Here is a 23,384-nt window from a genome sequence, read left to right as displayed (position 1 = left end):
ATGCGAACATAAACTGTTCATCGTATTCCATCGCCTAAGAGGTCAGGTATGAAAGATTTTCTCATTGCGCCATCCATTCTCTCCGCTGATTTTGCCCGTCTCGGAGAAGACGTCGAACGTGTACTTGCGGCCGGTGCCGACGTCGTTCACTTCGATGTGATGGACAATCACTACGTACCTAACCTGACGTTCGGTGCGCCAATCTGTAAAGCGCTGCGCGACTACGGCATCACCGCTCCGATTGATGTGCATCTGATGGTTAAGCCGGTCGATCGCATCATTCCCGATTTTGCCAAAGCCGGTGCGTCGATGATCACTTTCCATGTTGAAGCGTCTGAACACGTTGACCGTACCCTGCAACTGATTAAAGAGCATGGCTGTAAAGCCGGTGTCGTGCTTAACCCGGCCACCTCTCTCAGCCATCTGGATTACCTCATGGACAAAGTGGACATGATTCTGCTGATGTCAGTGAATCCGGGTTTTGGCGGTCAGTCCTTCATTGCGCATACCCTGGATAAACTGCGTGCTGTACGCAAGCTTATCGATGCCAGCGGGCGCGATATCCGGCTTGAAATCGACGGCGGAGTCAAAGTGGACAACATTCGCGAAATCGCCGCCGCCGGTGCCGATATGTTCGTCGCCGGTTCGGCGATTTTTGGTCAGCCGGATTATCAGGCAGTGATTGCCGAAATGCGCGCTGAACTGGCCCGGGTTGAATAACGACTTGGTCACCATGATTACTCTTAATCAGCCTCATGATTATAACCAGCCTAGGAAGAATATTTTGAACCAGATTAAACTGATTGCTTTTGATCTCGACGGTACTTTGCTCGACAGTGTGCCGGATCTTGCGGTTGCGGCTGACCAGGCCGTGCGTGCTTTGGGTTACCCTGGCGTGTCTGAACTGCAGGTGCGCGATTACGTCGGTAATGGCGCCGATGTGCTGATTGGCCGCGCGCTGAGCCAGAGCCTGACTATAGATCCAGAGCTGAGCGCCGCAACCCGCAACCAGGCGCGCGCTCTGTTTGACGACTTCTATGAGCAGACCGGCCACAAGCTGAGCCATCTGTACGCGAATGTCAAACAGACGCTGAGCGAGCTGCATGATGCCGGTTTCACCCTGGCAGTGGTGACCAATAAACCGTCTAAGTTTGTGCCGCATATCCTCGAGCAACATGGCATCGACGGCTTTTTCAGCGATGTGATCGGTGGTGATACCTTCCCGCATAAAAAACCGGATCCGATGGCACTCAACTGGCTGCTGGAAAAACATCAGCTCAGTGCAGCGCAGATGCTGATGGTCGGCGATTCCAAAAATGACATTCTGGCGGCTAAAAATGCCGGCTGCGCGTCGTTTGGTCTGACTTATGGCTACAACCATGGTGAGCCGATTGCCAATGCTGGTCCGGATGTGGTCGCGGATAACATTGCCGAACTGCTGGAACTCCTGGCGGTTTGCGCCTAAAGTTGGCAATCTTCTCTGGCAAAATACTCGTTAATGAGTACACTGCTGAATTACTGTTTTCGAATTAACACCCGCCCGCTCTAGCCTGGCGGGTGTTATTACAGATTTGTTCTGTCTTATCTCATTTTAAGTAACAAGGAAATCATTCTCATGAGCAAACCCATCGTATTGAGTGGTGTTCAACCGTCAGGTGAACTTAGTATCGGTAACTACCTGGGTGCTCTACGTCAGTGGCAACAAATGCAGGACGATTATGATTGTCAGTACTGTGTGGTGGATCTGCACGCGATTACGGTTCGTCAGGATCCTAAAGCGCTGCATGAAGCGACCCTGGACGCGCTGGCAATTTGTCTGGCGGTTGGCGTTGATCCGCAAAAGAGCACGCTGTTTGTCCAGTCACATGTACCGGAGCATGCTCAATTGGGATGGGTGCTGAACTGTTACACGCAAATGGGTGAACTGAACCGCATGACTCAGTTCAAAGATAAGTCAGCCCGTTACGCCAATGATGTTAACGTGGGTCTGTACGATTACCCGGTTTTGATGGCGGCCGATATTCTGCTGTACGGTGCCCACCAGGTACCGGTTGGCAGCGACCAGAAACAACATCTGGAACTGGCGCGTGATATCGCGACTCGTTTTAATAACATCTACAGCCCGGATGCGCCAATCTTCACCGTACCAGAGCCGTACATTCCGGAAGTGAATGCGCGCGTAATGAGTCTGCAGGATGCGACCAAGAAGATGTCGAAATCCGACGACAACCGTAAGAACGTGATCACCCTGCTGGAAGAGCCGAAGTCGATCATCAAGAAGATTAACAAAGCGCAAACGGATACCGATACACCGCCACGCATTGCTTATGATGCGCAGAACAAAGCGGGCATTGCGAACCTGATGGGCCTGTATGCAGCAGCGACCGGTAAGACATTTGCCGAGATCGAAGCCGAGTACGCCGGGGTGGAAATGTACGGCCCGTTTAAGAAAGATGTCGGCGAAGCACTGGTGGCCATGCTGGAACCTGTGCAAGCAGAGTACCACCGTGTGCGTGCGGACCGCGCGTTCCTGGACAGTGTGATGCGTGATGGTGCCGAGAAAGCCTCTGCCCGTGCTTACGAAACCCTGAAACAGGTTTACCAAGCGGTCGGCTTTGTTGCTCGTCCGTAAGCGCGAATGCATGAGTTATCAGCCCTGGCTTCGGCCGGGGCTTTTTTTGTTCCGCGTCAGGTAGGTCAGGCGAACGCAGGTTGAGACAGCGGCGGCCTGACGAAAAACCGTGTAATCAAGGCTTAATCTAAGCGTCATCTCAATTGTCACTCGCTCTGTTTAAAATGCATGTCTCCGGTTGGTTGCCCGCATTCGTCGCACGGCAAAGGTCGCTGTCAGGCGCCACGCTGAGCCGATAAAGCGCAGCATAGGTGATTGAGGGGGCTTAGGTCCCCTTATTTATGGCAGCGATCGACGCCGGTGAGCGGCATGGCACAGACAAAAACAGCCATGATTAGCGGCAAAACGCTTTTATTGATTGAATCCGCATCGGGGATTTGTAGAATGCGGGGGTTGTTCTCTAACCTGTAACACCACTATGCTTCTGATTATCGATAACTATGATTCGTTCACCTATAACCTGTACCAGTACTTTTGCGAACTGGGCGCAAAGGTTGAGGTGGTGCGTAACGATGAGATCTCGCTCGAACAGATTGAAGCGATGGCGCCAAGCCATCTGGTGATTTCGCCCGGGCCGTGCACGCCCAATGAAGCCGGTATTTCTCTGGCGGCGATTGCGCATTTTGCCGGCAAGCTGCCGATGCTTGGCGTGTGTCTGGGCCATCAGGCGATTGCACAGGTATTTGGTGGTGAAGTGGTGCGTGCCCGTCAGGTGATGCATGGTAAAACCTCACCGGTCCGACATACCGGACGCAGTGTATTCGCTGGTCTGAACAATCCGCTCACTGTGACCCGCTATCACTCGCTGGTGGTCAAAAGCGGTACTTTGCCGGATTGTTTTGAGCTGACCGCCTGGACTGAACTGGCCGATGGCAGCGTGGATGAGATCATGGGCTATCAGCACAAAACCCTGCCGATTGACGCGGTGCAGTTTCACCCGGAATCGATTAAAACCGAACAAGGCCACGAGTTGCTGGCGAATTTTCTTAAGCGCTGAGCGCGCAAATCTTTCTTTTTCCTCTCAGCCTGGCGGTATATCCGGCGGGCTGATTCCTGATCGCGATCACTTTTCTTAACATTTTCGTCATTAAATTTACCTTTTTTCTGTGTTGAAAATTTATGCGCCGCACATCCTGCCAACGCCTTGCTAGCGCTGATGGATACAGGGCTCAAATGAGGTTTTTTCGCTCATTGTTAAAAAGTGCTTCATAAAAGAGTTTACATGGTGCATAAATAATCATGAGTGGTGAGGATTGTGAGCTTAAATGCTAAGCTGAAAGAATAATTCACTATTGAATTGGTTAATATTTTGTAAATACAATGCTGCATCTGCTTAAACGCAACACAAAATCTTATGAGTAAGGTTTTGGGAAGGAGAGCCTTTTTGCCAGGCATGCGGTATTGATAAGGAATGGGTAATGACAGTGGAAAATAAAGTAGATCGTGGTTTGTTTGATGAGGTGATGGTGCCTTGTTATAACCCGATGGAGTTCATCCCGGTTAAGGGCCAAGGTTCACGTGTTTGGGATCAGCAGGGTAAAGAGTACATCGACTTTGCCGGCGGTATCGCAGTGAGCTGTTTGGGGCACTGTCATCCGGCTATGGTGAAAGCGCTGACTGAACAGGGCAACAAAATCTGGCACCTCAGCAACGTGATGACCAATGAGCCTGCGCTGCGTCTGGCAAAAAAACTGACCGAGGTCAGCTTTGCGGAAAAAGTATTCTTTGCTAACTCTGGCGCAGAAGCGAACGAGGCGGCCCTGAAGCTGGCCCGTCGTTATGCGGCAGATGTGTATGGTGCGCAAAAATCGGAAATCATCGCATTTAAACAGGGTTTCCACGGCCGTACTTTCTTTACTGTCACCGTGGGCGGCCAGGAAGCATACTCGGACGGCTTTGGTCCAAAACCGGGCGATGTGACGCACCTGCCTTACAACGATATCGAAGCGCTGCAGGCACACATCTCTGATCGCACCTGTGCCATCATGATGGAGCCGCTGCAGGGCGAAGGCGGCATCGTGTCGCCGAACCCTGAATTTGTCCAGGCGGTGCGTGAGCTGTGTGATAAACACAACGCCCTGCTGATTTTTGATGAAGTACAGACCGGTAACGGCCGTACCGGTGATTTCTATGCTTATCAGGGCATTGGCGTGACTCCGGATATTCTCAGCACCGCCAAATCACTGGGCGGCGGTTTCCCAATCGGCGCCATGCTGACCACGACTAAATTGGCGCAGCACATGAAAGTGGGCGTACACGGCTCGACGTATGGTGGTAACCCGCTGGCTTGTGCTGTGGCAGAGGCGGTGGTGGATATCGTCAGCCAACCTGAGACGCTGGCGGGGGTTAAGCAGCGTGAAGCTCTGCTGCGTGCCGGACTGGAGAAAATCAACGCCAAATACAACCTGTTTAAAGAGATCCGTGGTAAAGGTCTGCTGCTGGGTGCGGCACTGAACGATGAGTGGCAAGGCCGCGCGCGTGATGTGTTGGTGGCGGCTGGTCAGCAAGGCCTGATGCTGCTGGTGGCAGGTGCGTCTGTGGTGCGTATGACACCATCACTGGTGATCACAGAGCAAGAAATTGAACAAGGCTTAGCACGACTGGATAAAGCGATTGCGACGCTAGTTTAAGCGAGCCGGAGCACTGTATCCTAGCCAGCAGATGGCGCGGATACAGTGTGTTATCAGGCTGACAGGCGCGGGCCTGTCTGCATCTGGAGGGAATATAGATGCTTGTTGTTCGCCCCATTGCAATGTCTGATTATGACGCGCTGCATACCTGCGCGGTTGAATCGGGACATGGTTTCACCTCATTGCCGGTCAACCAGGAACTGTTGACCAACCGCATTACCCATTCCGAATACAGTTTTAGCAAATCCAATGTGACCGAGCCGGGAGACGAAGGTTACCTGATGGTTGGCTTTGACTCCGAAAGCGGCGAAGTGGCCGGTACCACCGGTATTGAAGCGGCGGTTGGCTGGGACATGCCCTGTTACTCTTATCACATCAGTACCATAGTGCATTCTTCACCTAAACTCGGCGTCAACAATGTGGTCAAGTTACTGACGTTTGGCAACAACTACACCGGTTGCTCCGAGATCTGCACCCTTTACCTGCGCCCGGCGTTCCGTCAGGGGCTGAACGGGCGTCTGATGTCGAAGTGCCGTTTTCTGATGATGGCAGAACACCCGGAGCGCTTTTCGCAAACCATATTCGCCGAAATGCGCGGCGTGTCGGACGAGCAGGGTAACTCGCCGTTCTGGCAGTGGCTGCAGGAACACTTTTTTTCGATTGATTTCACCATGGCGGATTATCTGACCGGGATTGGCAAAAAAGGCTTTATTGCCGATCTGATGCCCAAACTGCCGATCTACATCAACCTGCTGAGTAAAGAAGCGCAGGCCGTGATTGGTCAGGTGCATGAGAAAACCCGCCCGGCATTAGCCTTACTGGAAAAAGAGGGCTTTACCTGCCGCAACTATGTCGACATTTTTGATGCCGGTCCGTCAGTCGAGTGCGATTTACGCAATATCGAATCGGTGCGCGAGTCGGTGCGGGCTAAGGTTGAAGTGGCTGCGCACTCCAGTTCGCAGACGTTTTTGATGTGTAACAGCTCATTTGAACAGTTTCGTGCCACCGCAGCGAAAGCAGCGCATAACCGCGAAAACGGCACCGTCATTATTGCGCCGGACGTCGCTCTAGCGCTCCAGGTGGAAACCGGTGACTGGGTGCGGATTCTGGCCCAGTAGGTCCCATTTACAAGACAAGTTAAGGATGTAACACATGACTCAGTGGATTGCCGGTCAATGGGTGGCTGGCCAGGGTGAACATTTCACCTCTCTAAGCCCATACAACCAGGAAGTAGTCTGGCAGGGGGACTGCGCGACACCAGCTCAGGTTGAAGCGGCGGTCAGTGCCGCGCGCAGCGCACTGCTGAGCTGGAAGCAACGTTCGTTTGCTGAGCGTGAACAGGTCGTGCTGGCGTTTGCTGAGCAGGTGAAAGCCAACAGCGAGATGATCGCCGAAGTCATTGCCAAAGAAACCGGCAAACCATTGTGGGAAACCCGCACTGAAGCGGCGGCGATGGCCGGTAAAATTGCGATTTCTATTCGTGCTTATCATGACCGTACCGGCGAAAGTGTGCGTGAGGCGGCGGGCAACCAGATTGTGCTGCGCCATCGCCCGCTCGGCGTCATGGCGGTATTCGGGCCATATAATTTCCCGGGGCATTTGCCGAACGGACACATTGTACCGGCGCTGCTGGCGGGTAATACTGTGGTGTTTAAGCCGTCAGAGCAGACGCCGTGGACCGGTGAAATAGCGATGAAACTGTGGCAGCAGGCCGGATTGCCGGATGGTGTGCTTAACCTGGTTCAGGGCGGAAAAGAGACTGGCATCGCTTTAGCGCAGTCAAAAGGCATTGGTGGCCTGCTGTTTACCGGCAGCGCTCATACCGGTCATTTGTTGCACCGTCAGTTCGCCGGTCAGCCGGGTAAGATGCTGGCGCTGGAAATGGGCGGCAATAACCCTATGGTGATCTCTGAGCAGTATGGCGATCTGGACTCGACCGTGTACACCATACTGCAATCCGCTTTTATCAGTGCCGGGCAGCGTTGTACCTGCGCGCGGCGGTTGTACATTCCCGCCGGAGAGAAAGGCGATGCGCTGCTGGTACGTCTGGTTGAGGCGACCCGCAAGCTGCGTATTGACCAGCCGTTTGCCGAGCCGGCGCCATTTATGGGCCCGCAAATCTCGGTTGCGGCGGCTGAGGTGATCCTCGCTGCGCAGGCCCGTCTGGTTGAGCTTGGTGCTGAGCCTTTGATTGAGGCTCGTGCGCTGCAGGCGGCGTTTGTGACACCGGGGATTATTGATGTGACCGCGGTGCGTGAACTACCGGATGAAGAAGTGTTCGGGCCGTTGCTGCAGGTAGTGCGTTACCACGGCCTTGAGCAGGCTGTTGCGCTGGCCAATGATACCCAGTTTGGTTTGTCAGCCGGTCTGGTCAGTACCGATGACAACGAGTGGCAGTATTTCGTCGACCATATTCGTGCCGGTATTGTTAACCGTAACCGGCAACTGACCGGCGCGAGCGGAGATGCGCCGTTTGGCGGGCCGGGTGCGTCCGGTAACCTGCGTCCGAGTGCCTACTATGCCGCCGACTACTGCGCTTATCCGATGGCTTCGATGGAAGGTTCTGCGACGGAGTTGCCGGCGACGCTCAGCCCGGGCATCGAACTGTGAGTTCAGGGGCTGGCCAAGTGCCGGCCCGGTAGTTGCTATCACTGTGCCGCCCTGTCGGGTGGTGAACGCTAATGCACGCGCTGGCGTGCTGATAAGGAGGCGTTATGACGCCAACAGATCTGTTTCAATCTCTGTGGAATGATTACATTGACCGTCTTTGTCCTTCGGCGGACAAAGTGCATCAGTTGCTGGAAGAAGACGAAGCACTGATCAATGACCATATTGCCCTGCGTACCTTCAATCTGGCGCCATTAGGCCTGGAGACTCTTGCCCGGCCGTTTATCGAGCTGGGTTATCAGGCGTGCGGCGAGTATCTGTTTGAGAGTAAAAAACTGGTGGCCAAACATTATGAGCATCCGGATCCGTTGCAGCCGAAAGTGTTTATCAGTGAACTCAAAGTGGCAGAGTGCTCAGCGCAGTTGCAGGCCATTGTACAGGGGTTGGTGGCTCAGGTTGATGAGCGTCAGCTGACGGGCAGTGATTTTCTCTTCGGCGGGCGCTTATGGGAGTTAAGCTACGCGGATTATCAGGTGCTGGCCGCTGAGAGCGAGTATGCCTCCTGGCTGGCAGCACACGGTTATGGTGCCAACCATTTCACCGTCAATGTCAATCAGCTCAAGCATCTGCATGAAGTGCAGCAGGTTAATGATCACCTGCGCCAGGCCGGATTTACCATCAACGAATCGGGCGGCGAAGTAAAAGGGTCGCCGCAGGTATTGCTCGAACAGTCCTCGACCATGGCGGATAAGGTTGAGGTGCGTTTTAGTGAGGGGAGCTATACCATCCCGGGCGGTTTTTATGAGTTCGCCAAACGTTATCCGCTGCCGGATGGTAAGTTGTACACCGGCTTTGTCGCGGCCTCGGCCGATAAGATTTTCGAAAGTACAGACAGCCGCTAGAGAGCCTGCTTGGTACCCTAAGCTCAATAATTAGGTGTCTTGAGCTCAATAATTAGGTGCCGTGAGCTCAATAATTAGGTGTCTGAAAGTAATCACCTGGTGTCCTGAACGCTATAAAAAAGCCACCGCGAGGTGGCTTTTGCAATCTTGTCTATTTGCCGTATGGGCTTAACGCGTGCCGTAAACCACGATGGTTTTGCCGTGCGCAGAAATCAGGTTCTGCTCTTCCAGCATCTTCAGGATACGGCCAACGGTTTCACGTGAACAGCCGACAATCTGACCGATTTCCTGGCGGGTAATCTTGATTTGCATACCATCCGGGTGGGTCATCGCATCTGGTTGTTTCGCCAGGTTCAGCAGAGTCTGCGCGATACGGCCCGTTACGTCCAGGAACGCCAGATCGCCTACTTTTTGGCTGGTGACTTGCAGACGGCGCGCCATCTGACCAGAAAGACGCATCAGGATATCAGGGTTAACCTGAATCAACTGACGGAATTTCTTGAACGAAATTTCAGCCACTTCACAAGGAGATTTGGCACGAACCCAGGCAGTACGCTCTTGGCCTTCTTCAAACAAGCCAAGTTCACCGATGAAATCACCTTGGTTCAGGTAAGACAGAATCATCTCCTTACCTTCTTCATCTTTGATCAGTACCGCAACAGAACCTTTAACGATGTAGTACAGGGTTTCTGCTTTTTCGCCCGCGTGAATCAGCGTGCTTTTTGAAGGGTACTTATGAATGTGACAATGGGAAAGAAACCACTCTAGTGTTGGGTCGGTTTGAGGTTTACCTAGAACCATAATATCTCACTTCCTCTGCAGGGTACGCTTGCTGCTATCCATATTTTAGCGAAGCCTTATTCAACGGATTCTCTAGAATAAGAGGACTTTATTATTGCTGCAAGTTATCTTGTGTTTCGGTTTAGAATAGTATCCTTTTTCCAACACGATTTCTTGACTTTAATCGTGTTGGAGACCGGATAATGTACGCAAAACTGTGCCCATGATCACGGTATGAAAAGTAAGCGACAGCCTCAGCCGATTTTTCCTGATTCTATCAGTTGTTCCAGCAGTGGCCGTACGATCAGCTCCATCGCGAAGCTCATTTTACCGCCCGGAACCACGATGGTGTTGTGGCGTGACATAAACGAGCCGTCAATCATCGCCAGTAGGTAGGGATAGTCGACATTTTTAATCCCGCGCACCCGGATCACCACAAAACTTTCATCCAGGCTCGGGATGCCTTTGGCGTTTAGCGGGTTAGAGGTATCGACCGTCGGTACGCGCTGGAAGTTGATGTGGGTGCGGGAAAACTGCGGTGTGATGTAGTTGAGGTAGTCATCCATCGAACGCACGATGGAGTCCATCACCGCTTCACGTGAGTGGCCGCGGTCGCGGGTATCACGCACGTATTTCTGAATCCATTCCAGGTTGACGATAGGCACCATGCCGATCAGAAAATCGACATGCTGAGCGACATTGATGTCACCATCGACGACTCCGCCGTGCAGACCTTCGTAGAACATGATGTCTGAGTTCTGTGGCAGATCCTGCCACGGGGTAAAGGTGCCCGGCATCTGATTGTAAGGGACCGCTTCGTCAAAGGTGTGCAGATAACGGCGAATCTGGCCGGTACCGGACTTACCATACTGACGGAAGAAGCCTTCCAGCGCGGCAAAATCGTTGGCCTGAGGGCCGAAGTAGCTGATATGGCGCCCTTGCTCCCGTGCTTTACGGATTTCGACGTCCATCTCCGGACGGGTAAAACGGTGAAAACTGTCACCTTCCACCCAGGCCGGCCGGATGTCCATCATATTGAACATCTTGCGAAAGGCTTCTGAGGTGGTGGTGGTGCCCGCGCCCGATGAACCGGTCACGGCAATAATTGGGTGTTTCGCTGACATGACAGACCTTGTCTCTGATTCCTTAACGAGGCTGTGTAATTTCACAGCCTGAGTCGAAACACTATAGCACGGAAACGGTGAGCGGGTGATGGCTTAAGCGCGGTTGGTTTTGATATCGACCGTTTCATGCAGTTCAGAGTAAACAATTACCGCATCACCGCGCTGCAGCTGGGATCTGACCTGATCGACTTTATCCTGCAGCGAAACTTCTTGTGCACCGTAGTCGGTGCCTTCACGTAACACGAATTCGCGGATCAGGCTGTCTAACGTGTCGGGGTCAATTTGTTGCCAGGGAACAATCATAAATACCTCATACTTTTATGATGGATGAACAGGGCGATTATATCAGTTTTTATCGCGCAGGCAGGCATAGTAAGCGGGCAGGGCTTGTTCGAGCCAGAACACCGGTTTGAGCAGGCTACCGCTGACAAAGCCGACGTGGCCACCCTGCTCGAATAGACGATAGTCAATGTTATCCGGCAGGATAAATTTCGGGATCACTGCATCGGTCATAAAGGGGTCGTCTTTGGCATGAATGATCTGGGTCGGCAGGCGGATATCCTGCAATTTATGAATCCCTGAACAGCGCTGGTAATAATCGCTGGCATCACGAAAGCCGTGCAGTGGGGCGGTGATCAGGTCGTCAAACTCCTGCAGGCGGGTGACACGCTTTATATTGTGGTAAGACAGCCCGAGTTCACCTTTCAGCAGGTGATGCTTTTTGAGCGCGGTATTTTTCAGTGATGAGAGCAGATAGGTACGGTACAACTTGGAGAAGCCGCGCTCAATCCGCTCTGAGCAGGCGGCCAGGTCAAGCGGCGCCGAGACGATAGTCGCGGCGCTCAGGATCGGATCCTGGTTGTAATGGGCGAGGTAATTAACCAGCATGTTGCCACCGAGTGAGATGCCGACCGCGATAATGGTCTGCTGTGGGAAGCGCTCACGGATGTTCTCCAGCACAAAGCGCGCATCTTCCACCTCGCCGGAATGATAAGCACGTGCCAGGTGGTTGGGTTTACCACTGCAGCCGCGAAAGTGCATCATCACGGACAGCCAGCCATCCTGGGCAAAAGCGTGCATCAGGCCATTGGCATACGGGCTGTAAAAGCAGCCTTCCAGACCATGAAACAACACGAACACGGGCTTATTGCCGCGGGTATGCTGCGGGTCTTCACTCCAGGCCAGATCGAGAAAATCACCGTCCGGCGTGTCCAGTGTCTGCCAACAAGGTTCGAACAGTGCCTTTTTGCGGATAAAGCGCGGCAATAAGGTTTGCAGGTGGGGATTCTTCAGGCCGGTCGCGGCAACAAATTGGGTCATAGTTCAGCCAATACAAAGTGTTTAAATGAGTATATACCCTAATAATCGGCTGTTCGAATTTTGCCGCGCTGCCCTGTCTGGGCGCAGTGGTGAGCGCTCAGAATGAAGCCGGAACGGGTTTACCGAAAATGGTGGCCAGATGTTCGGCACCGAGCTGGCGACAGTAGCGTAAGGTCAGTACTTCGCCGTGATTGATGGTCAGGGTATGACGGTTGATGACCTCAATAAGGTCAGACTGCTGCTGCTTCTCAAGCTGCAGTTCAAACTGCAGCGCTTCGCGGTATAAAGTATCGGTCAGATTGTTTTTGAGCTTGCGGCGCAGTTCGCGGTAGTGATGGAGCAGGGTTTCGGTTCTGGCAATGCCTTCAATCAGTGATTGCCAGTCCTGTTCCTGCAAGGTGAGCTGCTGCTCGTCGAGATATTTAAGCAGCAGCAGTAAGTTCACATTGCCGTTAAAGTTATTCTGTAAGCTGAGACACGCCTCTTTGACCTCGCGTACGCTGTAGTATTGCAAACTGAATTGCCACAATCTTTCTAACGTGAGGGATAGTGTGACGTGTTCTTGGCTCATTGAATGTTGAACTCCTGTTCCATCTCTTCCAGGGCTTCCTGCTCACTCATCCAGTCACCTTCGACCTGTTCCAGTTCGGATTTAGCGCTGGCCTGAGTTGCGAGAACCTGATTAAGTTTAGCTTTATTTTCCGCGTCATACAGTGCGGAATCGGATAATTGTTGTTCTGCCTCGGCAATGGTGGCGTTCAACTTATCCATTTTTGCTTCCAGTTGTGTCAGCTTTTTGCGAATTGGCGCGGTCAGCTTGCGGAAATCTGCTTCACGTCGTTTCTGCTCTTTTTTCGCTGCGGCACTGTTGGTGTTGTCTTTGGCCGGTGCCTGCGCTGCACTCTCTTTACGATCGGCTTTTTGTTGGTCAGTCAGCCACTTATAGTAGTCGTTCAGATCGCCATCAAACGGTGCGACTTGTTGGTCATGTACCAGGTACAGGTCATCGGTGGTCGCGCGCAGCAGATAGCGGTCGTGGCTGACGATCACCATCGCCCCCTCGTAGCTTTGCAGAGCCAGGGTCAGGGCCTGGCGCATGTCGAGGTCGAGGTGGTTGGTCGGTTCGTCGAGCAATAGCAGGTTGGGCTTTTGCCATACGATCAGCGCTAATACTAAACGCGCCTTTTCCCCACCGGAGAAGGGGCCGACTTTATCCAGCGCTTTATCGCCGTGAAAACCAAAGCTGCCGAGATAGTTACGTAACTCCAGTTCGTTTTTGTCTGGTGCGATTTGCATCATATGCTGCAGCGGCGTCTCTTCCGGGTGCAGTGTTTCCAACTGATGCTGGGCAAAGTAACCAATCTTGACGCCTTGCGAGTAGGTCAGATCGCCACCTTGCGGATTGAGCTCGCCCGATAAGAGTTTAATCAGGGTTGATTTACCTGCCCCGTTACGGCCCAGCAGACCGATGCGGCTGCCCGGAACCAGATTCAGGCGAATTTTTTCCAGAATCAGATGGTCGCCGTAACCTGCACTGACCTGGTCCATCATCATAATCGGGTTAGGTAGAGCGGCTGGCTCACGGAACTCAAAACTGAACGGGTTATCGAACTGGGCCGGCAGAACCTGTTCCATTTTCTCCAGCGCTTTGATGCGGCTCTGTGCCTGACGCGCTTTGGAAGCTTTGTAGCGGAAACGGTCGATGTAGCTTTGCATGTGTGCCATCTGTTTCTGCTGTTTCTGGTACATGGCTTGTTGTTGCAGCAGTTTCTGCGCACGCTGGGTTTCAAACGAGGAGTAGTTACCGGTGTACTCGTTGAGTTTCTCGTTTTCGATGTGAATAATCCGCCCGACAATCGGGTCCAGAAAGTCACGGTCGTGGGAAATCAGCAGCAGCGTGCCCGGATAGGTTTGCAGCCAGCGTTCCAGCCACATCACAGCATCCAGATCCAGGTGGTTGGTCGGTTCATCGAGCAGCAGCAGGTCCGAGCGGCAAATCAGCGCCTGAGCCAGGTTAAGGCGCATACGCCAGCCACCGGAAAACTGGGTCAGATTCCACTCCATCTGCTCCTGGCTGAAGCCCAGACCATCGAGCAGTTCGGCTGCGCGGGCACGGATGCTGTAACCGCCGATGGTTTCCAACTGACCATGCAGCTCAGCCACGCGGGTGCCCTGATCCTGTTGCTCAGCCAGATGTAACTGGCGTTCCAGCTCGCGGTATTCGCGGTCACCGTCAATCACGTACTCCAGCGCAGTGCGTTCCAGAGCCGGAGTTTCCTGCGCCACCCAGGCCAGTTCCCAGTGTGCGGGCTGGTTAAAACTGCCGGCATCTATGGTCAGCTCGTCTTTCAGCAGCGCAAACAGGGTGGATTTACCGCAGCCGTTTTTACCCACCAGGCCGACTTTATCGCCGGGATGAATGGTCGCTGAAGCTGCATCAAGCAGTGGTTTGCCACCGCGCAGTAACTGAATATCGGAGAAGGTAATCATAATAATGCCGTCTGTTCTGGTATTAAATTTTCGCCCGGAATAGTAGGGGCAATAAGGATAAATGTCGATCATTATACAAATTACGTTATGATGCTCAGTAACCGTTTGATAACCACAGGGAGTGTGCTCAACGAATGGCAAACCCAGAGACCGTGGCTGACAACAAGCCCAAAGTATTGGTGGTGTATGCTCACCCTGAGCCGGATCACTCGGTCGCCAATCAGATCATGATCAAAAAGATCAAGCACCTTGAGCATGTCTCGGTGCTGGATCTCTACGCCACCTATCCTGATTTCTTCATCGACGTCAATCGTGAGCACCAGCGCGTGCTGCAGTACGACGTGATTGTGTTGCAACATCCGCTGTATATGTATTCCTGTCCTGCTTTGCTCAAAGAGTGGATTGATCGTGTGCTGGGCAAAGGTTTTGCCTTTGGCGATGAGAGTGCCATGAAAGGCAAGATCTGGCGCAGCGTGGTCACCACCGGCGGTAACCAAGATGCATTCAGCCATCACGGCTACAACCGTTACTCGATGCGGGAAATTCTGCAGCCGTTTGAACTGACCGCCGCGCTGTGCTGTATGGAGTGGATGGAGCCACTGATTCTGTACTGGGCGCGTAACGTCAGTGAAGAGGAACGTTATCAGCATGCCGAGCAATACCATCAGTGGTTGCTCGACCCGCTGGGGCAGACAGGAGTGAGTGATGGCCGCACTGACCGGTGATTTTTTGCAAAGTGCTGTGGTGTTCCTGACTTCGGCGGTCGTTGCGGTGCCGCTGGCACAGCGCGCCGGGCTTGGCTCGGTGCTCGGCTATCTATTGGCCGGAGTGGCGATTGGCCCGTGGGGGCTCGGGCTGATCAGTGATGTGAATGCGATTCTTCATTTCGCCGAATTCGGCGTGGTGCTGCTGCTGTTTCTGATTGGCCTGGAGCTGAATCCGAAAAAACTGTGGCAGATGCGCGGCCCGATCCTCGGCCTTGGCGGCGCTCAGGTGGTGGTGACCGGTGCGGTGTTATCCAGCCTGGCCTGTCTGCTCGGCATGAGCTGGCAGAGCAGCCTGGTGGTGGGCCTTGGCCTTGCTCTTTCTTCCACCGCGATCGCATTGCGCGTGATTGACGAGCAGGGACTGAGCCGCAGTGAGACCGGACAGTCGGGCTTTGCGGTTCTGCTGTTTCAGGACATTGCGGTGATTCCCATTCTGGCACTGATGCCGGTGCTGGCCGGTAGCTCCGGGGGGAACTGGCTGGACGGCGTGTGGATGCTGTGCGGCATCATCGGCCTGCTGGTCGGCGGCCACTATCTGCTCAGCCCGCTGTTTCGTTATATTGTGCTGAGCGGGGTGCGTGAACTGTTTACCGCCGCGGCACTGCTGCTGGTGGTCGGGATTGCGCTACTGATGCAAAACCTGGGCTTGTCGATGGCGCTGGGTACTTTCCTGGCGGGTGTCCTGCTGGCCGAAAGCGAGTTCCGCCATGAGCTGGAAATTGCTATCGAACCGTTTAAAGGCTTGTTGCTTGGCCTGTTCTTTATTGCGGTTGGCATGGCGGTTGACCTCGGTATGCTGATGACCATGCCTGTGCAGATCCTGCTGGCGGTGACCGGCCTGGTGGTGGTCAAAGGCCTGATTCTTTATGCGCTGGCGCGTTTATCCGGCACCCGGGCGAAAGCGCGCAGCAGCATGGCGGCGATTCTCAGTCAGGGCGGCGAGTTTGCCTTTGTCATTTTTACTGCCGCGAGTCATGAAGGCTTACTGGCAGCGGAGCAGGTTTCATTTTTGCTGGTGGTGGTCAGTTTATCCATGGTGACCACGCCGCTGATTCTGACCTTACAACGTCAATGGTTTGCCCGTCGTCTCAACAGTGCAGCGGATGAAACGCTTGATAGTGATGTGTTCAATAAAGAGCCACGTGTGATTATTGCCGGTTTCGGCCGTTTCGGGCAGATTGTCGGCCGTTTGATGTTTGCCAATAAGATTAAGGTGACGGTGCTGGAAAGCGATGCGAGCCAGATCAAATTGCTGCGCAAATATGGTTATAAAGTGTTTTATGGTGACGCGACTCAATTAGAATTGCTGCGCGCCGCCGGGGCCGAGGATGCAGAAGCGATAGTGATCTGTACTGATGCGCCGGATGAGGTGATGAAAATCGTCGCTCTGTGTCAGCACCATTTCCCGCGCCTGAAAATTCTTGCCCGTGCCCGCAGCCGGGTCGAAGCCTATCAGCTGATGAATCACGGTGTAGAGTGTTACTCACGCGAAATGTTCCTCGGTGCGCTCGACTTGGGGCGGCAGGCACTGGTTTCTCTCGGTATGCATCCGTATGAGGCCAAGCGGGCCGAAGCGCATTTTCGTCGTCTCGATCATGCCATGCTTGAAGAGCTGCTGCCGCAGCATACTGAGGGCACCAAACTGGGGTTGCGTGCTAAAGAAGCACGTAAAGAGCTGGAAGAGATATTTGGCCGTGAGATGGATAATGATCGTCAGTCGCGCGGCTACTGGGAACAATAACAGGATCAAATAACGTGAAAGCCAAGAAACGTTTTATTGCCGGTGCGGCCTGTCCGCACTGTCAGGCGCAGGATACTCTGCGCTGGTGGGTCGACAATAATGTCGAATTAGTCGAGTGTGTCGAGTGTGACTACACAGAGCAACGCGCGCCAAAATCGGTCGAGCAGAGTTCGCATGCCGGTGAGCAGATGATAGGGATCTTCCGTCCCGAGTAAGTGTCGCGCCGCGTATGCCTCTCGCTGAGAGCGGGATAAAACGCGCTTTTGCGGCCTGTGACCGACTTAAACCGGGCCCGCTTGCCACGCATGCCTTGAGGTGACAAGGCGAATCATCCATAATGTCGCCTATCTCAAGCTAATCTGTGTGATCTGATTTGAGTACTGAATACACAACTCCTTGGAGCCGTTATGAAAATTGAAAAGAACGTGGTTGTAAGCCTTGCCTACCAGGTAAAACTGGAAGATGGCATTGTGGTAGACCAGTCAACAGTGGAAGCACCACTGGATTACTTACATGGTCACAACAACCTGATCATTGGTCTTGAGCGCGAACTGGAAGGCAAAGCTGCCGGTGATAAATTCACCGCAACGATTGCACCAGAAGATGCGTACGGTGAGCACAGTGATGCACTGGTTCAGCGTGTACCAGCTGACGTATTCCAAGGCGTAGACCAAATTGAAGTGGGCATGCGTTTCCTGGCGGATACTGACCAGGGTCCAATCCCGGTAGAAATCACCGAAGTGGATGGCGACGAAGTAGTGGTTGATGGTAACCACATGCTGGCTGGCCACACTCTGACTTTCGAATGTGAAGTGGTTGCACTGCGTGAAGCGTCTGAAGAAGAGCTGGCGCACGGTCACGTTCATCAGGCTGGCGGTCACGATCATGACCACGACCACGAAGGTGGTTGCTGTGGCGGTGATCATCACCACCACTAATTGATTTCAGCGCCGGTCACTGCACCGGAAGCCGAAATGAATCAAAGCGCGAGCCAGGTGATCTGGCTGGCGCTTTTTTATATCTGATCACTTTCTTTTGCGTGTCCGGTGAGGACGTTACGCCTGCGCAGTACTACCGCCCAGCGAGGTGCCGCCCAGCGTGATGTCGGCGGACAAGGAGCACAGCATGACCCAACCTTTTGCCATCGCCATCCATGGTGGTGCCGGTACCATATTACGCGCCCAGATGAGCGCTGAGCTTAACCGCGAGATCCGCCAGGCTCTGCAGCAGGCCGTCAGCGCCGGTCATCAATTGCTCGCCCGGGGTGGCGATGCCCTGGACGCTGTGGTGGCGGCAGTCAGGGTGCTGGAAGACAGCCCGCACTTTAATGCCGGTCATGGCTCGGTACTGACGGATAAAGAAATGGTGGAAATGGATGCGTCGGTGATGCATGGCGCGCAGATGAATGCCGGTGCGATTGCCGGGGTGCGCCACATCCGTAATCCGGTTGAGCTGGCCCGGGATGTGATGCTGCGCAGCCAGCATGTCATGCTGGCCGGTGAGGGCGCGGAAGAGTTTGCGTTCAGCCTTGGCTATGAGTATACCGAACAGGATTACTTCTTTACCGAGCGCCGTTATGACCAGTTGCAAAGCATGAAGCAAAAAGGCTTGTTTGCCCTGTCGGAATCGGCTTATCCGGACGATACTAAGCACGGTACTGTGGGTGCGGTGGCGCTCGATCAGCAGGGTAATCTGGCTGCGGCGACCAGTACCGGTGGCATCACCAACAAACGGTATGGTCGCATCGGCGATTCGGCGATTATCGGTGCCGGAACGCTGGCCGAAAACGGCACGGTGGCGGTGTCAGCGACAGGGATGGGCGAGTACTTCATTCGTAAAGGGGTGGCCGGGGATGTGGCGGCGCGGATGCGCTATTTGCAGCAGGACGTACATACGGCTTGCGAGCAGGTCATTCAGGGCGATCTGAAAGCGATGGGCGGTGAAGGCGGTCTGATTGCTATTGACGCACAGGGCGAGATTCATTTTGCCATGAACAGCAGCGGTATGTACCGCGCCAGTATCGATGTACAAGGTCACTTGCTGGTCAAGATTTATGCTGATGAATGAGCGTTGAATTCACTAAATTAATGGATTGCAACGGTAATTTTTCATCCATTTTTTATGCTTAAAAAATGACTGCATCGAATCGTTTTCGGTGCTAGAATCCATTTTTAATCAGCAATCAGACTTGGAAAGATGGGAAATAACGTAGTCGTTCTTGGCACCCAATGGGGTGATGAAGGAAAAGGGAAGATCGTTGATCTTTTAACTGAAGATGCAAAATATGTGGTTCGCTACCAGGGCGGTCACAATGCAGGTCACACACTGGTTATCGACGGCGAGAAAACCGTCCTGCACCTGATTCCTTCCGGTATCCTTCGTGATAACGTGAAATGTATCATCGGTAACGGTGTGGTACTTTCACCTGACGCATTAATCAAAGAAATGACAGCTCTGGAAGAGCGCGGTGTTCCGGTACGTGAACGTCTTTACATTTCTGAAGCTTGTCCCCTGATTCTTCCTTACCACATCGCTCTCGACCAGGCTCGTGAAGCTGCACGTGGTAAAAAAGCCATTGGTACGACTGGTCGCGGTATCGGTCCTGCTTACGAAGACAAAGTTGCTCGTCGTGGTCTGCGTGTTGGCGACCTGTTTGACCGTACTGCTTTTGCTGAGAAGCTGAAAGAAGTCATGGCACTGCACAACTTCCAGCTGGAACACTTCTACAAAGTTGAACCTGTCAGCTACGAAGAGGTGCTGGAACAGGCGATGGGTTACGCTGATCTGCTCACTTCTATGGTTATCGACGTCACTGACGAGCTGGATGCAGCCCGTAAACGCGGCGACAAAATCATGTTCGAAGGCGCGCAAGGCACACTGCTGGACATCGACCACGGTACTTACCCATACGTGACTTCATCTAACACCACGGCTGGTGGCGTTGCTGCTGGTTCTGGCTTTGGTCCTCGCTACCTGGGCTACATCCTGGGTATTGCGAAAGCTTACTGTACCCGTGTAGGTTCTGGTCCGTTCCCGACCGAACTGTACGATGGTCTGGACAAGCAAGATCCGGTTGGTAAACATCTGGGTACGGTAGGTCATGAGTTTGGTGCGACGACCGGTCGTCTGCGTCGTACTGGCTGGTTCGATGCGGTTGCGATGCGTCGTGCAATCCAGATCAACTCAATCACTGGTTTCTGTCTGACTAAACTGGACGTTCTGGATGGTCTGAAAGAGATCAAGATCTGTACTGGTTATCAGATGGCTGACGGCTCAATTGCTGAAGTATCGCCAATGGCTGCTGACGCATACGACAACGTGACGCCAATTTACGAAACCATGCCAGGCTGGTCAGAAACAACTTTTGGCGCAAAATCGATTGATCAACTGCCACAAACTGCTCTCGATTACATCAAGCGTATCGAAGAGCTGACTGGTGTGCCGGTTGACATCATCTCGACCGGTCCTGACCGTAACGAGACCATCATCAAAGTACACCCGTTTAACGTGTAATTGATAGGAAAGTATTTTTGAAAGCCGGCTGTCTCAGCCGGCTTTTTTTATGCTTCTCATTCCAGAACGGGCAACTGCTGCGGCAAAAAGTTGCCAGTCGGTGGCAATATTTGCCTAAAGCGTGGCGGGCATTGGCCGATAAAAGAATCAGACCGGGCCTGCGCGTATCACGCGCTATACTGTTATGGCTATCGGAGTTAACTAAGAGTGCAGGTATGAAGCTACGAACGGTAGCCGCTTCTCTGGTGTTAGTCTTTCACGCATCTTTCAGCCAAGCAAATGTGGCTGAGGTCGGTGAGCCAGTGCCAATTTATTCAGAAGCTGAGCTGATCAAACTAATCGAGAACAACAAACATCTGGAACGCGTTAAAGCGGATAATTGCCAGTTGGTCGAGGACATCGTTGCCCGCGCCACACGCATTAATTTGCCGGCTTACGAGTTTCTGTATGGTGACATGCTGGCATGGGGCGTGTGTGTGGAGCAGGACGTGGAGCTTGGCCTGTACTACATGGAAAATGCCGCTCACCAGGGATTGCCAGCTGCGCTGGAACAACTGGGGCGCTATTATTCGCGCGGCACCTTAGTGCAGCAGGATAAAGAGCGCGCGATTCCTTATCTGCGTGAAGCCGCGTCGATGGGCAATCTTAACGCGCGTATTCATCTTGCCGAGCTTCTGCTGCGTGATTACGGCAGTCCGCTGGATTATGAAGATGCCTACCGCTGGCTCTACAGCTCAGTAACGGCAGACCAACGGACTCACAACCGGATTGCGATTCTGCGCCAGGGGCTGGAGCAGCGTATGCCGCAGAATATTATTGCCCGCGCCAAGCGGCGTACCACCTTCTGGTAGCCTCACCAGACTCCCTTTCTGTACTATTGCGGCTACGTTGTCATACCTGCACGTGGCCGCACTTGTCTCTGTCGTTGCACTTGTCTCTGCCGTTGGCGATACGTCGCCAACGGCAGAGACAATGCTTATTTCAAAAAGCGATTCATCTGGGTCAGTGCCTGCATCAGATCGCTGCTGGTAAATGAGTGCTGTGCTTTCGGCTCTAACTGCGGTGTCATGCTCTGAACGCTGCCGCTCGGGTAGGTCACCATAATCTCATCATCCGCCACCATGGCGTAGTTGAAATAACTGCCGATCAGTAACCAGTCCCGGTCACGCTGAGTATCAAACAGATCATAACCCACCGAATAGTCGCTAACCGGGTTAGAGACCCCGAGTGTGCGCTGCATAAAAGTCGGTGCGATATCCTGATGGGTGGTCTTCCAGCGAATGTCTTTACTCTCCCGGCCCGGCACATAGATATAGAGCGGGACATGAATCTGCGCCATGCTGTAGTTACTGCCGTGCCCCCAGTAGTTCTGATGGTTATCGTTAAACTCCTGACCGTGATCGGACGTAATGACGACAATGGTGTGGTCCAGTTCGCCGCGTGCCTGCAGCGATTTCAGGACCCGTTCGACCTGAGTGTCGATGTAGTACAGCGCATTGCGGTAGCGGTTGCGGTACGGCTCAGGATCGAAATCGTTGTTGAGTTTGATGTGATCCACCCGCTCCCAGGAAGGCGAAAAGTGCAGCGGCATGTCAGCCGGAAAATCGGTGGCATGGGCGGAGTCATAGAACAGGAAACCAAAATAAGGTTTGCTGCTGTCACGTGTGTGCAGAAAGTCGATGAAGTCATCGGTAATGCGCGCGTCACGTTGTGGCGAGGTATCTGCCGGTGTATCAATACGCAGATTTTCCACCCCGTTAAATACCGTGCGATCAAACGGCGGGCTGTTCAGCGGCGCCGCGGCATAAATCGCAAACTGATAATCTTGTGCCTGCAGGGCATCCATCAGCGCCGGACGTTGCTGCGCGGACAGGAAAGCGTTCCAGTAGGTCGCCGGCAGACCGTAGAACAGGCTGAAAATACCGGCCTGGGTTGAATTGCCGCCACTGACATGCTGCTGGAAACGCAAACTGCGCTGGGCAAACTGGCTGATATGCGGCGTCACTTGTGGGTTGGCATCATCGTAGCGCCAGGTATCGATGGCGATGAACAGAATATTCGGTTGCTGCTTGGGTTGCTGCGTGGACTTCTCATAGCTGAGCGGATGCAAAGGGTAATTGAGGTTCGAACTCTGTGGCTGGGCCAGAGTCAGGTTCTCTTCGCGTGCCGCCTGGATATCAATCCAGCCCATCTTATGGAAAAAGCGTTTGGCAGTCAGAGGGTAGTACAGTGGCCAGTGATAGCTGTAGCTTGGTACGACGCTGTCGTAATTGGCATCGCGCCACATGTGAATGCTCTGGCTGGTCAGCAGGCAAGCAAACCAAATCGCGCAGGCGTATCTGGTCCAGCGCAGTTGAGTGCGAGCCAGTTTACTGCTCAATACGCTCACCACCAGGCTGGCCAGTCCAAGTCCCAGCACAATCATGCCCGCCATCAGCAGGGTGTACCAGGACAGGCTGATGACCTCATCACCGCCTTCGATCAGCAACTCCCAGACGAAACCACTGAGATGGAAGCGGTACTGCTGGTAAACCTGCACATCGACGATCAGCAGCACCGAAGCCAGCCAGGTGATCAGGGTCGCTATACATTTCAGCCAGCGTCCCGGCAGCCAGCTCAGCGCCAGCATGGCTAAACTGATGGCCAGGGCAAACAGACCAAACCAGCCTATCTGGGTGGTCAGCAAGTACAGTTTGGCCAGCCAGTCGTGTTGCGGGGTGATCATCCAAGTCAGATAAGGCAGGCCTAGTACTGATAATAAAACAACGTTCAAAACAAACTGGCTCAGTAACCAGCGCACCTTGTGGCGTACATTTAACAGCATAAGATTATCCGTCTCCGCGAGAGGGGTGAAACAAGAGGTAGAAAGCCGGTCAAT

22 protein-coding genes are annotated in these 23,384 nt (G+C 53.5%); 15 read left to right on the top strand and 7 right to left on the bottom strand.

What is annotated here, in order from left to right; translation table 11 throughout:
* Positions 1 to 48 precede the first annotated feature (48 nt).
* The 8 genes from rpe to E6C74_RS11465 all read left to right on the top strand — a co-directional run bounded on the left by rpe (position 49) and on the right by E6C74_RS11465 (position 8,771).
* Complete coding sequence (gene rpe / locus E6C74_RS11500; RefSeq protein WP_136485252.1) at positions 49 to 720, top strand: ribulose-phosphate 3-epimerase; 672 nt, start codon at positions 49 to 51, stop codon at positions 718 to 720.
* Between the two features lie 64 nt (positions 721 to 784).
* Entirely contained in the window at positions 785 to 1,465 is a 681-nt protein-coding gene (locus E6C74_RS11495) for a phosphoglycolate phosphatase (protein ID WP_136485250.1), read from the top strand.
* A 150-nt stretch (positions 1,466 to 1,615) separates the two neighbouring features.
* Entirely contained in the window at positions 1,616 to 2,632 is a 1,017-nt protein-coding gene (gene trpS, locus E6C74_RS11490) for a tryptophan--tRNA ligase (protein WP_136485248.1), read from the top strand.
* Between the two features lie 418 nt (positions 2,633 to 3,050).
* Positions 3,051 to 3,629 (top strand): aminodeoxychorismate/anthranilate synthase component II, encoded by a 579-nt coding sequence (locus E6C74_RS11485; RefSeq protein WP_136485245.1) that lies wholly within the window; start codon positions 3,051 to 3,053, stop codon positions 3,627 to 3,629.
* Positions 3,630 to 4,050: 421 nt separating this feature from the next.
* Complete coding sequence (locus E6C74_RS11480) at positions 4,051 to 5,262, top strand: aspartate aminotransferase family protein (protein WP_136485243.1); 1,212 nt, start codon at positions 4,051 to 4,053, stop codon at positions 5,260 to 5,262.
* Between the two features lie 98 nt (positions 5,263 to 5,360).
* Positions 5,361 to 6,380, top strand: a complete 1,020-nt coding sequence (gene astA, locus E6C74_RS11475) for an arginine N-succinyltransferase (protein ID WP_136485241.1) — start codon at positions 5,361 to 5,363, stop codon at positions 6,378 to 6,380.
* 34 nt (positions 6,381 to 6,414) lie between these two features.
* Positions 6,415 to 7,872: a succinylglutamate-semialdehyde dehydrogenase gene (gene astD / locus E6C74_RS11470; protein WP_136485239.1), complete on the top strand. Its 1,458-nt coding sequence runs from the start codon at positions 6,415 to 6,417 to the stop codon at positions 7,870 to 7,872.
* Between the two features lie 104 nt (positions 7,873 to 7,976).
* The gene (locus E6C74_RS11465) at positions 7,977 to 8,771 is read left to right on the top strand and encodes a DUF1338 domain-containing protein (protein WP_136485237.1); all 795 of its coding nucleotides are present in this window, start codon (positions 7,977 to 7,979) and stop codon (positions 8,769 to 8,771) included.
* A gap of 168 nt (positions 8,772 to 8,939) precedes the next feature.
* Here E6C74_RS11465 and crp read toward each other — a convergent pair whose 3' ends face one another.
* From crp to E6C74_RS11435, 6 genes are all read right to left on the bottom strand, one after another.
* Positions 8,940 to 9,572: a cAMP-activated global transcriptional regulator CRP gene (gene crp, locus E6C74_RS11460; protein WP_004728582.1), complete on the bottom strand. Its 633-nt coding sequence runs from the start codon at positions 9,570 to 9,572 to the stop codon at positions 8,940 to 8,942.
* Positions 9,573 to 9,805: 233 nt separating this feature from the next.
* Positions 9,806 to 10,675 carry a phosphoribulokinase gene (locus E6C74_RS11455; RefSeq protein WP_136485235.1) on the bottom strand — a complete coding sequence of 290 codons (870 nt, stop codon included), beginning with the start codon at positions 10,673 to 10,675 and terminating at the stop codon, positions 9,806 to 9,808.
* Positions 10,676 to 10,768: 93 nt separating this feature from the next.
* Positions 10,769 to 10,978 carry a YheU family protein gene (locus tag E6C74_RS11450; protein WP_136485232.1) on the bottom strand — a complete coding sequence of 70 codons (210 nt, stop codon included), beginning with the start codon at positions 10,976 to 10,978 and terminating at the stop codon, positions 10,769 to 10,771.
* 42 nt (positions 10,979 to 11,020) lie between these two features.
* Positions 11,021 to 11,995, bottom strand: coding sequence for a hydrolase (locus E6C74_RS11445; RefSeq protein ID WP_136485230.1), 975 nt, complete (start codon positions 11,993 to 11,995; stop codon positions 11,021 to 11,023).
* Positions 11,996 to 12,092: 97 nt separating this feature from the next.
* Positions 12,093 to 12,566 (bottom strand): TIGR02444 family protein, encoded by a 474-nt coding sequence (locus E6C74_RS11440; RefSeq protein WP_136485228.1) that lies wholly within the window; start codon positions 12,564 to 12,566, stop codon positions 12,093 to 12,095.
* Entirely contained in the window at positions 12,563 to 14,485 is a 1,923-nt protein-coding gene (locus E6C74_RS11435; protein WP_136485507.1) for an ABC transporter ATP-binding protein, read from the bottom strand. Before E6C74_RS11435 ends, E6C74_RS11440 begins: the two co-directional genes overlap by 4 nt.
* 134 nt (positions 14,486 to 14,619) lie before the next feature.
* On the opposite strand from E6C74_RS11435, the gene kefG reads away from it, so the two are divergent.
* The 7 genes from kefG (at position 14,620) to E6C74_RS11400 (ending at position 21,357) form a co-directional block, all read left to right on the top strand.
* Positions 14,620 to 15,210 carry a glutathione-regulated potassium-efflux system ancillary protein KefG gene (gene kefG, locus E6C74_RS11430; protein WP_136485226.1) on the top strand — a complete coding sequence of 197 codons (591 nt, stop codon included), beginning with the start codon at positions 14,620 to 14,622 and terminating at the stop codon, positions 15,208 to 15,210.
* A complete protein-coding gene (gene kefB / locus E6C74_RS11425; protein ID WP_136485224.1) occupies positions 15,191 to 16,993 on the top strand; it encodes a glutathione-regulated potassium-efflux system protein KefB in 1,803 nt (600 codons plus the stop codon). Before kefG ends, kefB begins: the two co-directional genes overlap by 20 nt.
* A 14-nt stretch (positions 16,994 to 17,007) precedes the next feature.
* Positions 17,008 to 17,208 (top strand): YheV family putative zinc ribbon protein, encoded by a 201-nt coding sequence (locus E6C74_RS11420; protein WP_136485222.1) that lies wholly within the window; start codon positions 17,008 to 17,010, stop codon positions 17,206 to 17,208.
* A gap of 192 nt (positions 17,209 to 17,400) precedes the next feature.
* Positions 17,401 to 17,931 carry a peptidylprolyl isomerase gene (gene slyD, locus E6C74_RS11415; protein ID WP_136485220.1) on the top strand — a complete coding sequence of 177 codons (531 nt, stop codon included), beginning with the start codon at positions 17,401 to 17,403 and terminating at the stop codon, positions 17,929 to 17,931.
* 187 nt (positions 17,932 to 18,118) lie between these two features.
* Complete coding sequence (locus tag E6C74_RS11410; RefSeq protein WP_136485218.1) at positions 18,119 to 19,060, top strand: isoaspartyl peptidase/L-asparaginase; 942 nt, start codon at positions 18,119 to 18,121, stop codon at positions 19,058 to 19,060.
* Between the two features lie 129 nt (positions 19,061 to 19,189).
* Entirely contained in the window at positions 19,190 to 20,506 is a 1,317-nt protein-coding gene (locus tag E6C74_RS11405) for an adenylosuccinate synthase (RefSeq protein WP_136485216.1), read from the top strand.
* A gap of 215 nt (positions 20,507 to 20,721) precedes the next feature.
* Complete coding sequence (locus E6C74_RS11400; RefSeq protein WP_136485214.1) at positions 20,722 to 21,357, top strand: tetratricopeptide repeat protein; 636 nt, start codon at positions 20,722 to 20,724, stop codon at positions 21,355 to 21,357.
* Positions 21,358 to 21,482: 125 nt separating this feature from the next.
* Here the strand turns inward: E6C74_RS11400 and E6C74_RS11395 are convergent, their stop codons facing one another.
* Positions 21,483 to 23,330: a DUF3413 domain-containing protein gene (locus tag E6C74_RS11395; protein ID WP_136485212.1), complete on the bottom strand. Its 1,848-nt coding sequence runs from the start codon at positions 23,328 to 23,330 to the stop codon at positions 21,483 to 21,485.
* Between the last annotated feature and the right edge of the window lie 54 nt (positions 23,331 to 23,384).

Origin of the sequence: Vibrio sp. H11, assembly GCF_004804295.1 — a bacterium.
GTDB lineage: Bacteria > Pseudomonadota > Gammaproteobacteria > Enterobacterales > Vibrionaceae > Vibrio > Vibrio ostreae.
The sequence above is the reverse complement of the archived record's forward strand: the minus strand, read 5'-3'. Positions and strand labels throughout refer to the sequence as shown.

What these genes read in the sequence shown, in the direction of transcription:
- rpe (WP_136485252.1), top strand. Translation starts at nt 49, where the DNA reads ATGAAAGATTTTCTCATTGCGCCATCCATTCTCTCCGCTGATTTTGCC.
- trpS (WP_136485248.1), top strand. Translation starts at nt 1,616, where the DNA reads ATGAGCAAACCCATCGTATTGAGTGGTGTTCAACCGTCAGGTGAACTT.
- E6C74_RS11485 (WP_136485245.1), top strand. Translation starts at nt 3,051, where the DNA reads ATGCTTCTGATTATCGATAACTATGATTCGTTCACCTATAACCTGTAC.
- E6C74_RS11480 (WP_136485243.1), top strand. Translation starts at nt 4,051, where the DNA reads ATGACAGTGGAAAATAAAGTAGATCGTGGTTTGTTTGATGAGGTGATG.
- astA (WP_136485241.1), top strand. Translation starts at nt 5,361, where the DNA reads ATGCTTGTTGTTCGCCCCATTGCAATGTCTGATTATGACGCGCTGCAT.
- astD (WP_136485239.1), top strand. Translation starts at nt 6,415, where the DNA reads ATGACTCAGTGGATTGCCGGTCAATGGGTGGCTGGCCAGGGTGAACAT.
- E6C74_RS11465 (WP_136485237.1), top strand. Translation starts at nt 7,977, where the DNA reads ATGACGCCAACAGATCTGTTTCAATCTCTGTGGAATGATTACATTGAC.
- crp (WP_004728582.1), bottom strand. Translation starts at nt 9,572, where the DNA reads ATGGTTCTAGGTAAACCTCAAACCGACCCAACACTAGAGTGGTTTCTT.
- E6C74_RS11455 (WP_136485235.1), bottom strand. Translation starts at nt 10,675, where the DNA reads ATGTCAGCGAAACACCCAATTATTGCCGTGACCGGTTCATCGGGCGCG.
- E6C74_RS11450 (WP_136485232.1), bottom strand. Translation starts at nt 10,978, where the DNA reads ATGATTGTTCCCTGGCAACAAATTGACCCCGACACGTTAGACAGCCTG.
- E6C74_RS11445 (WP_136485230.1), bottom strand. Translation starts at nt 11,995, where the DNA reads ATGACCCAATTTGTTGCCGCGACCGGCCTGAAGAATCCCCACCTGCAA.
- E6C74_RS11440 (WP_136485228.1), bottom strand. Translation starts at nt 12,566, where the DNA reads ATGAGCCAAGAACACGTCACACTATCCCTCACGTTAGAAAGATTGTGG.
- E6C74_RS11435 (WP_136485507.1), bottom strand. Translation starts at nt 14,485, where the DNA reads ATGATTACCTTCTCCGATATTCAGTTACTGCGCGGTGGCAAACCACTG.
- kefG (WP_136485226.1), top strand. Translation starts at nt 14,620, where the DNA reads ATGGCAAACCCAGAGACCGTGGCTGACAACAAGCCCAAAGTATTGGTG.
- kefB (WP_136485224.1), top strand. Translation starts at nt 15,191, where the DNA reads ATGGCCGCACTGACCGGTGATTTTTTGCAAAGTGCTGTGGTGTTCCTG.
- slyD (WP_136485220.1), top strand. Translation starts at nt 17,401, where the DNA reads ATGAAAATTGAAAAGAACGTGGTTGTAAGCCTTGCCTACCAGGTAAAA.
- E6C74_RS11410 (WP_136485218.1), top strand. Translation starts at nt 18,119, where the DNA reads ATGACCCAACCTTTTGCCATCGCCATCCATGGTGGTGCCGGTACCATA.
- E6C74_RS11405 (WP_136485216.1), top strand. Translation starts at nt 19,190, where the DNA reads ATGGGAAATAACGTAGTCGTTCTTGGCACCCAATGGGGTGATGAAGGA.
- E6C74_RS11400 (WP_136485214.1), top strand. Translation starts at nt 20,722, where the DNA reads ATGAAGCTACGAACGGTAGCCGCTTCTCTGGTGTTAGTCTTTCACGCA.
- E6C74_RS11395 (WP_136485212.1), bottom strand. Translation starts at nt 23,330, where the DNA reads ATGCTGTTAAATGTACGCCACAAGGTGCGCTGGTTACTGAGCCAGTTT.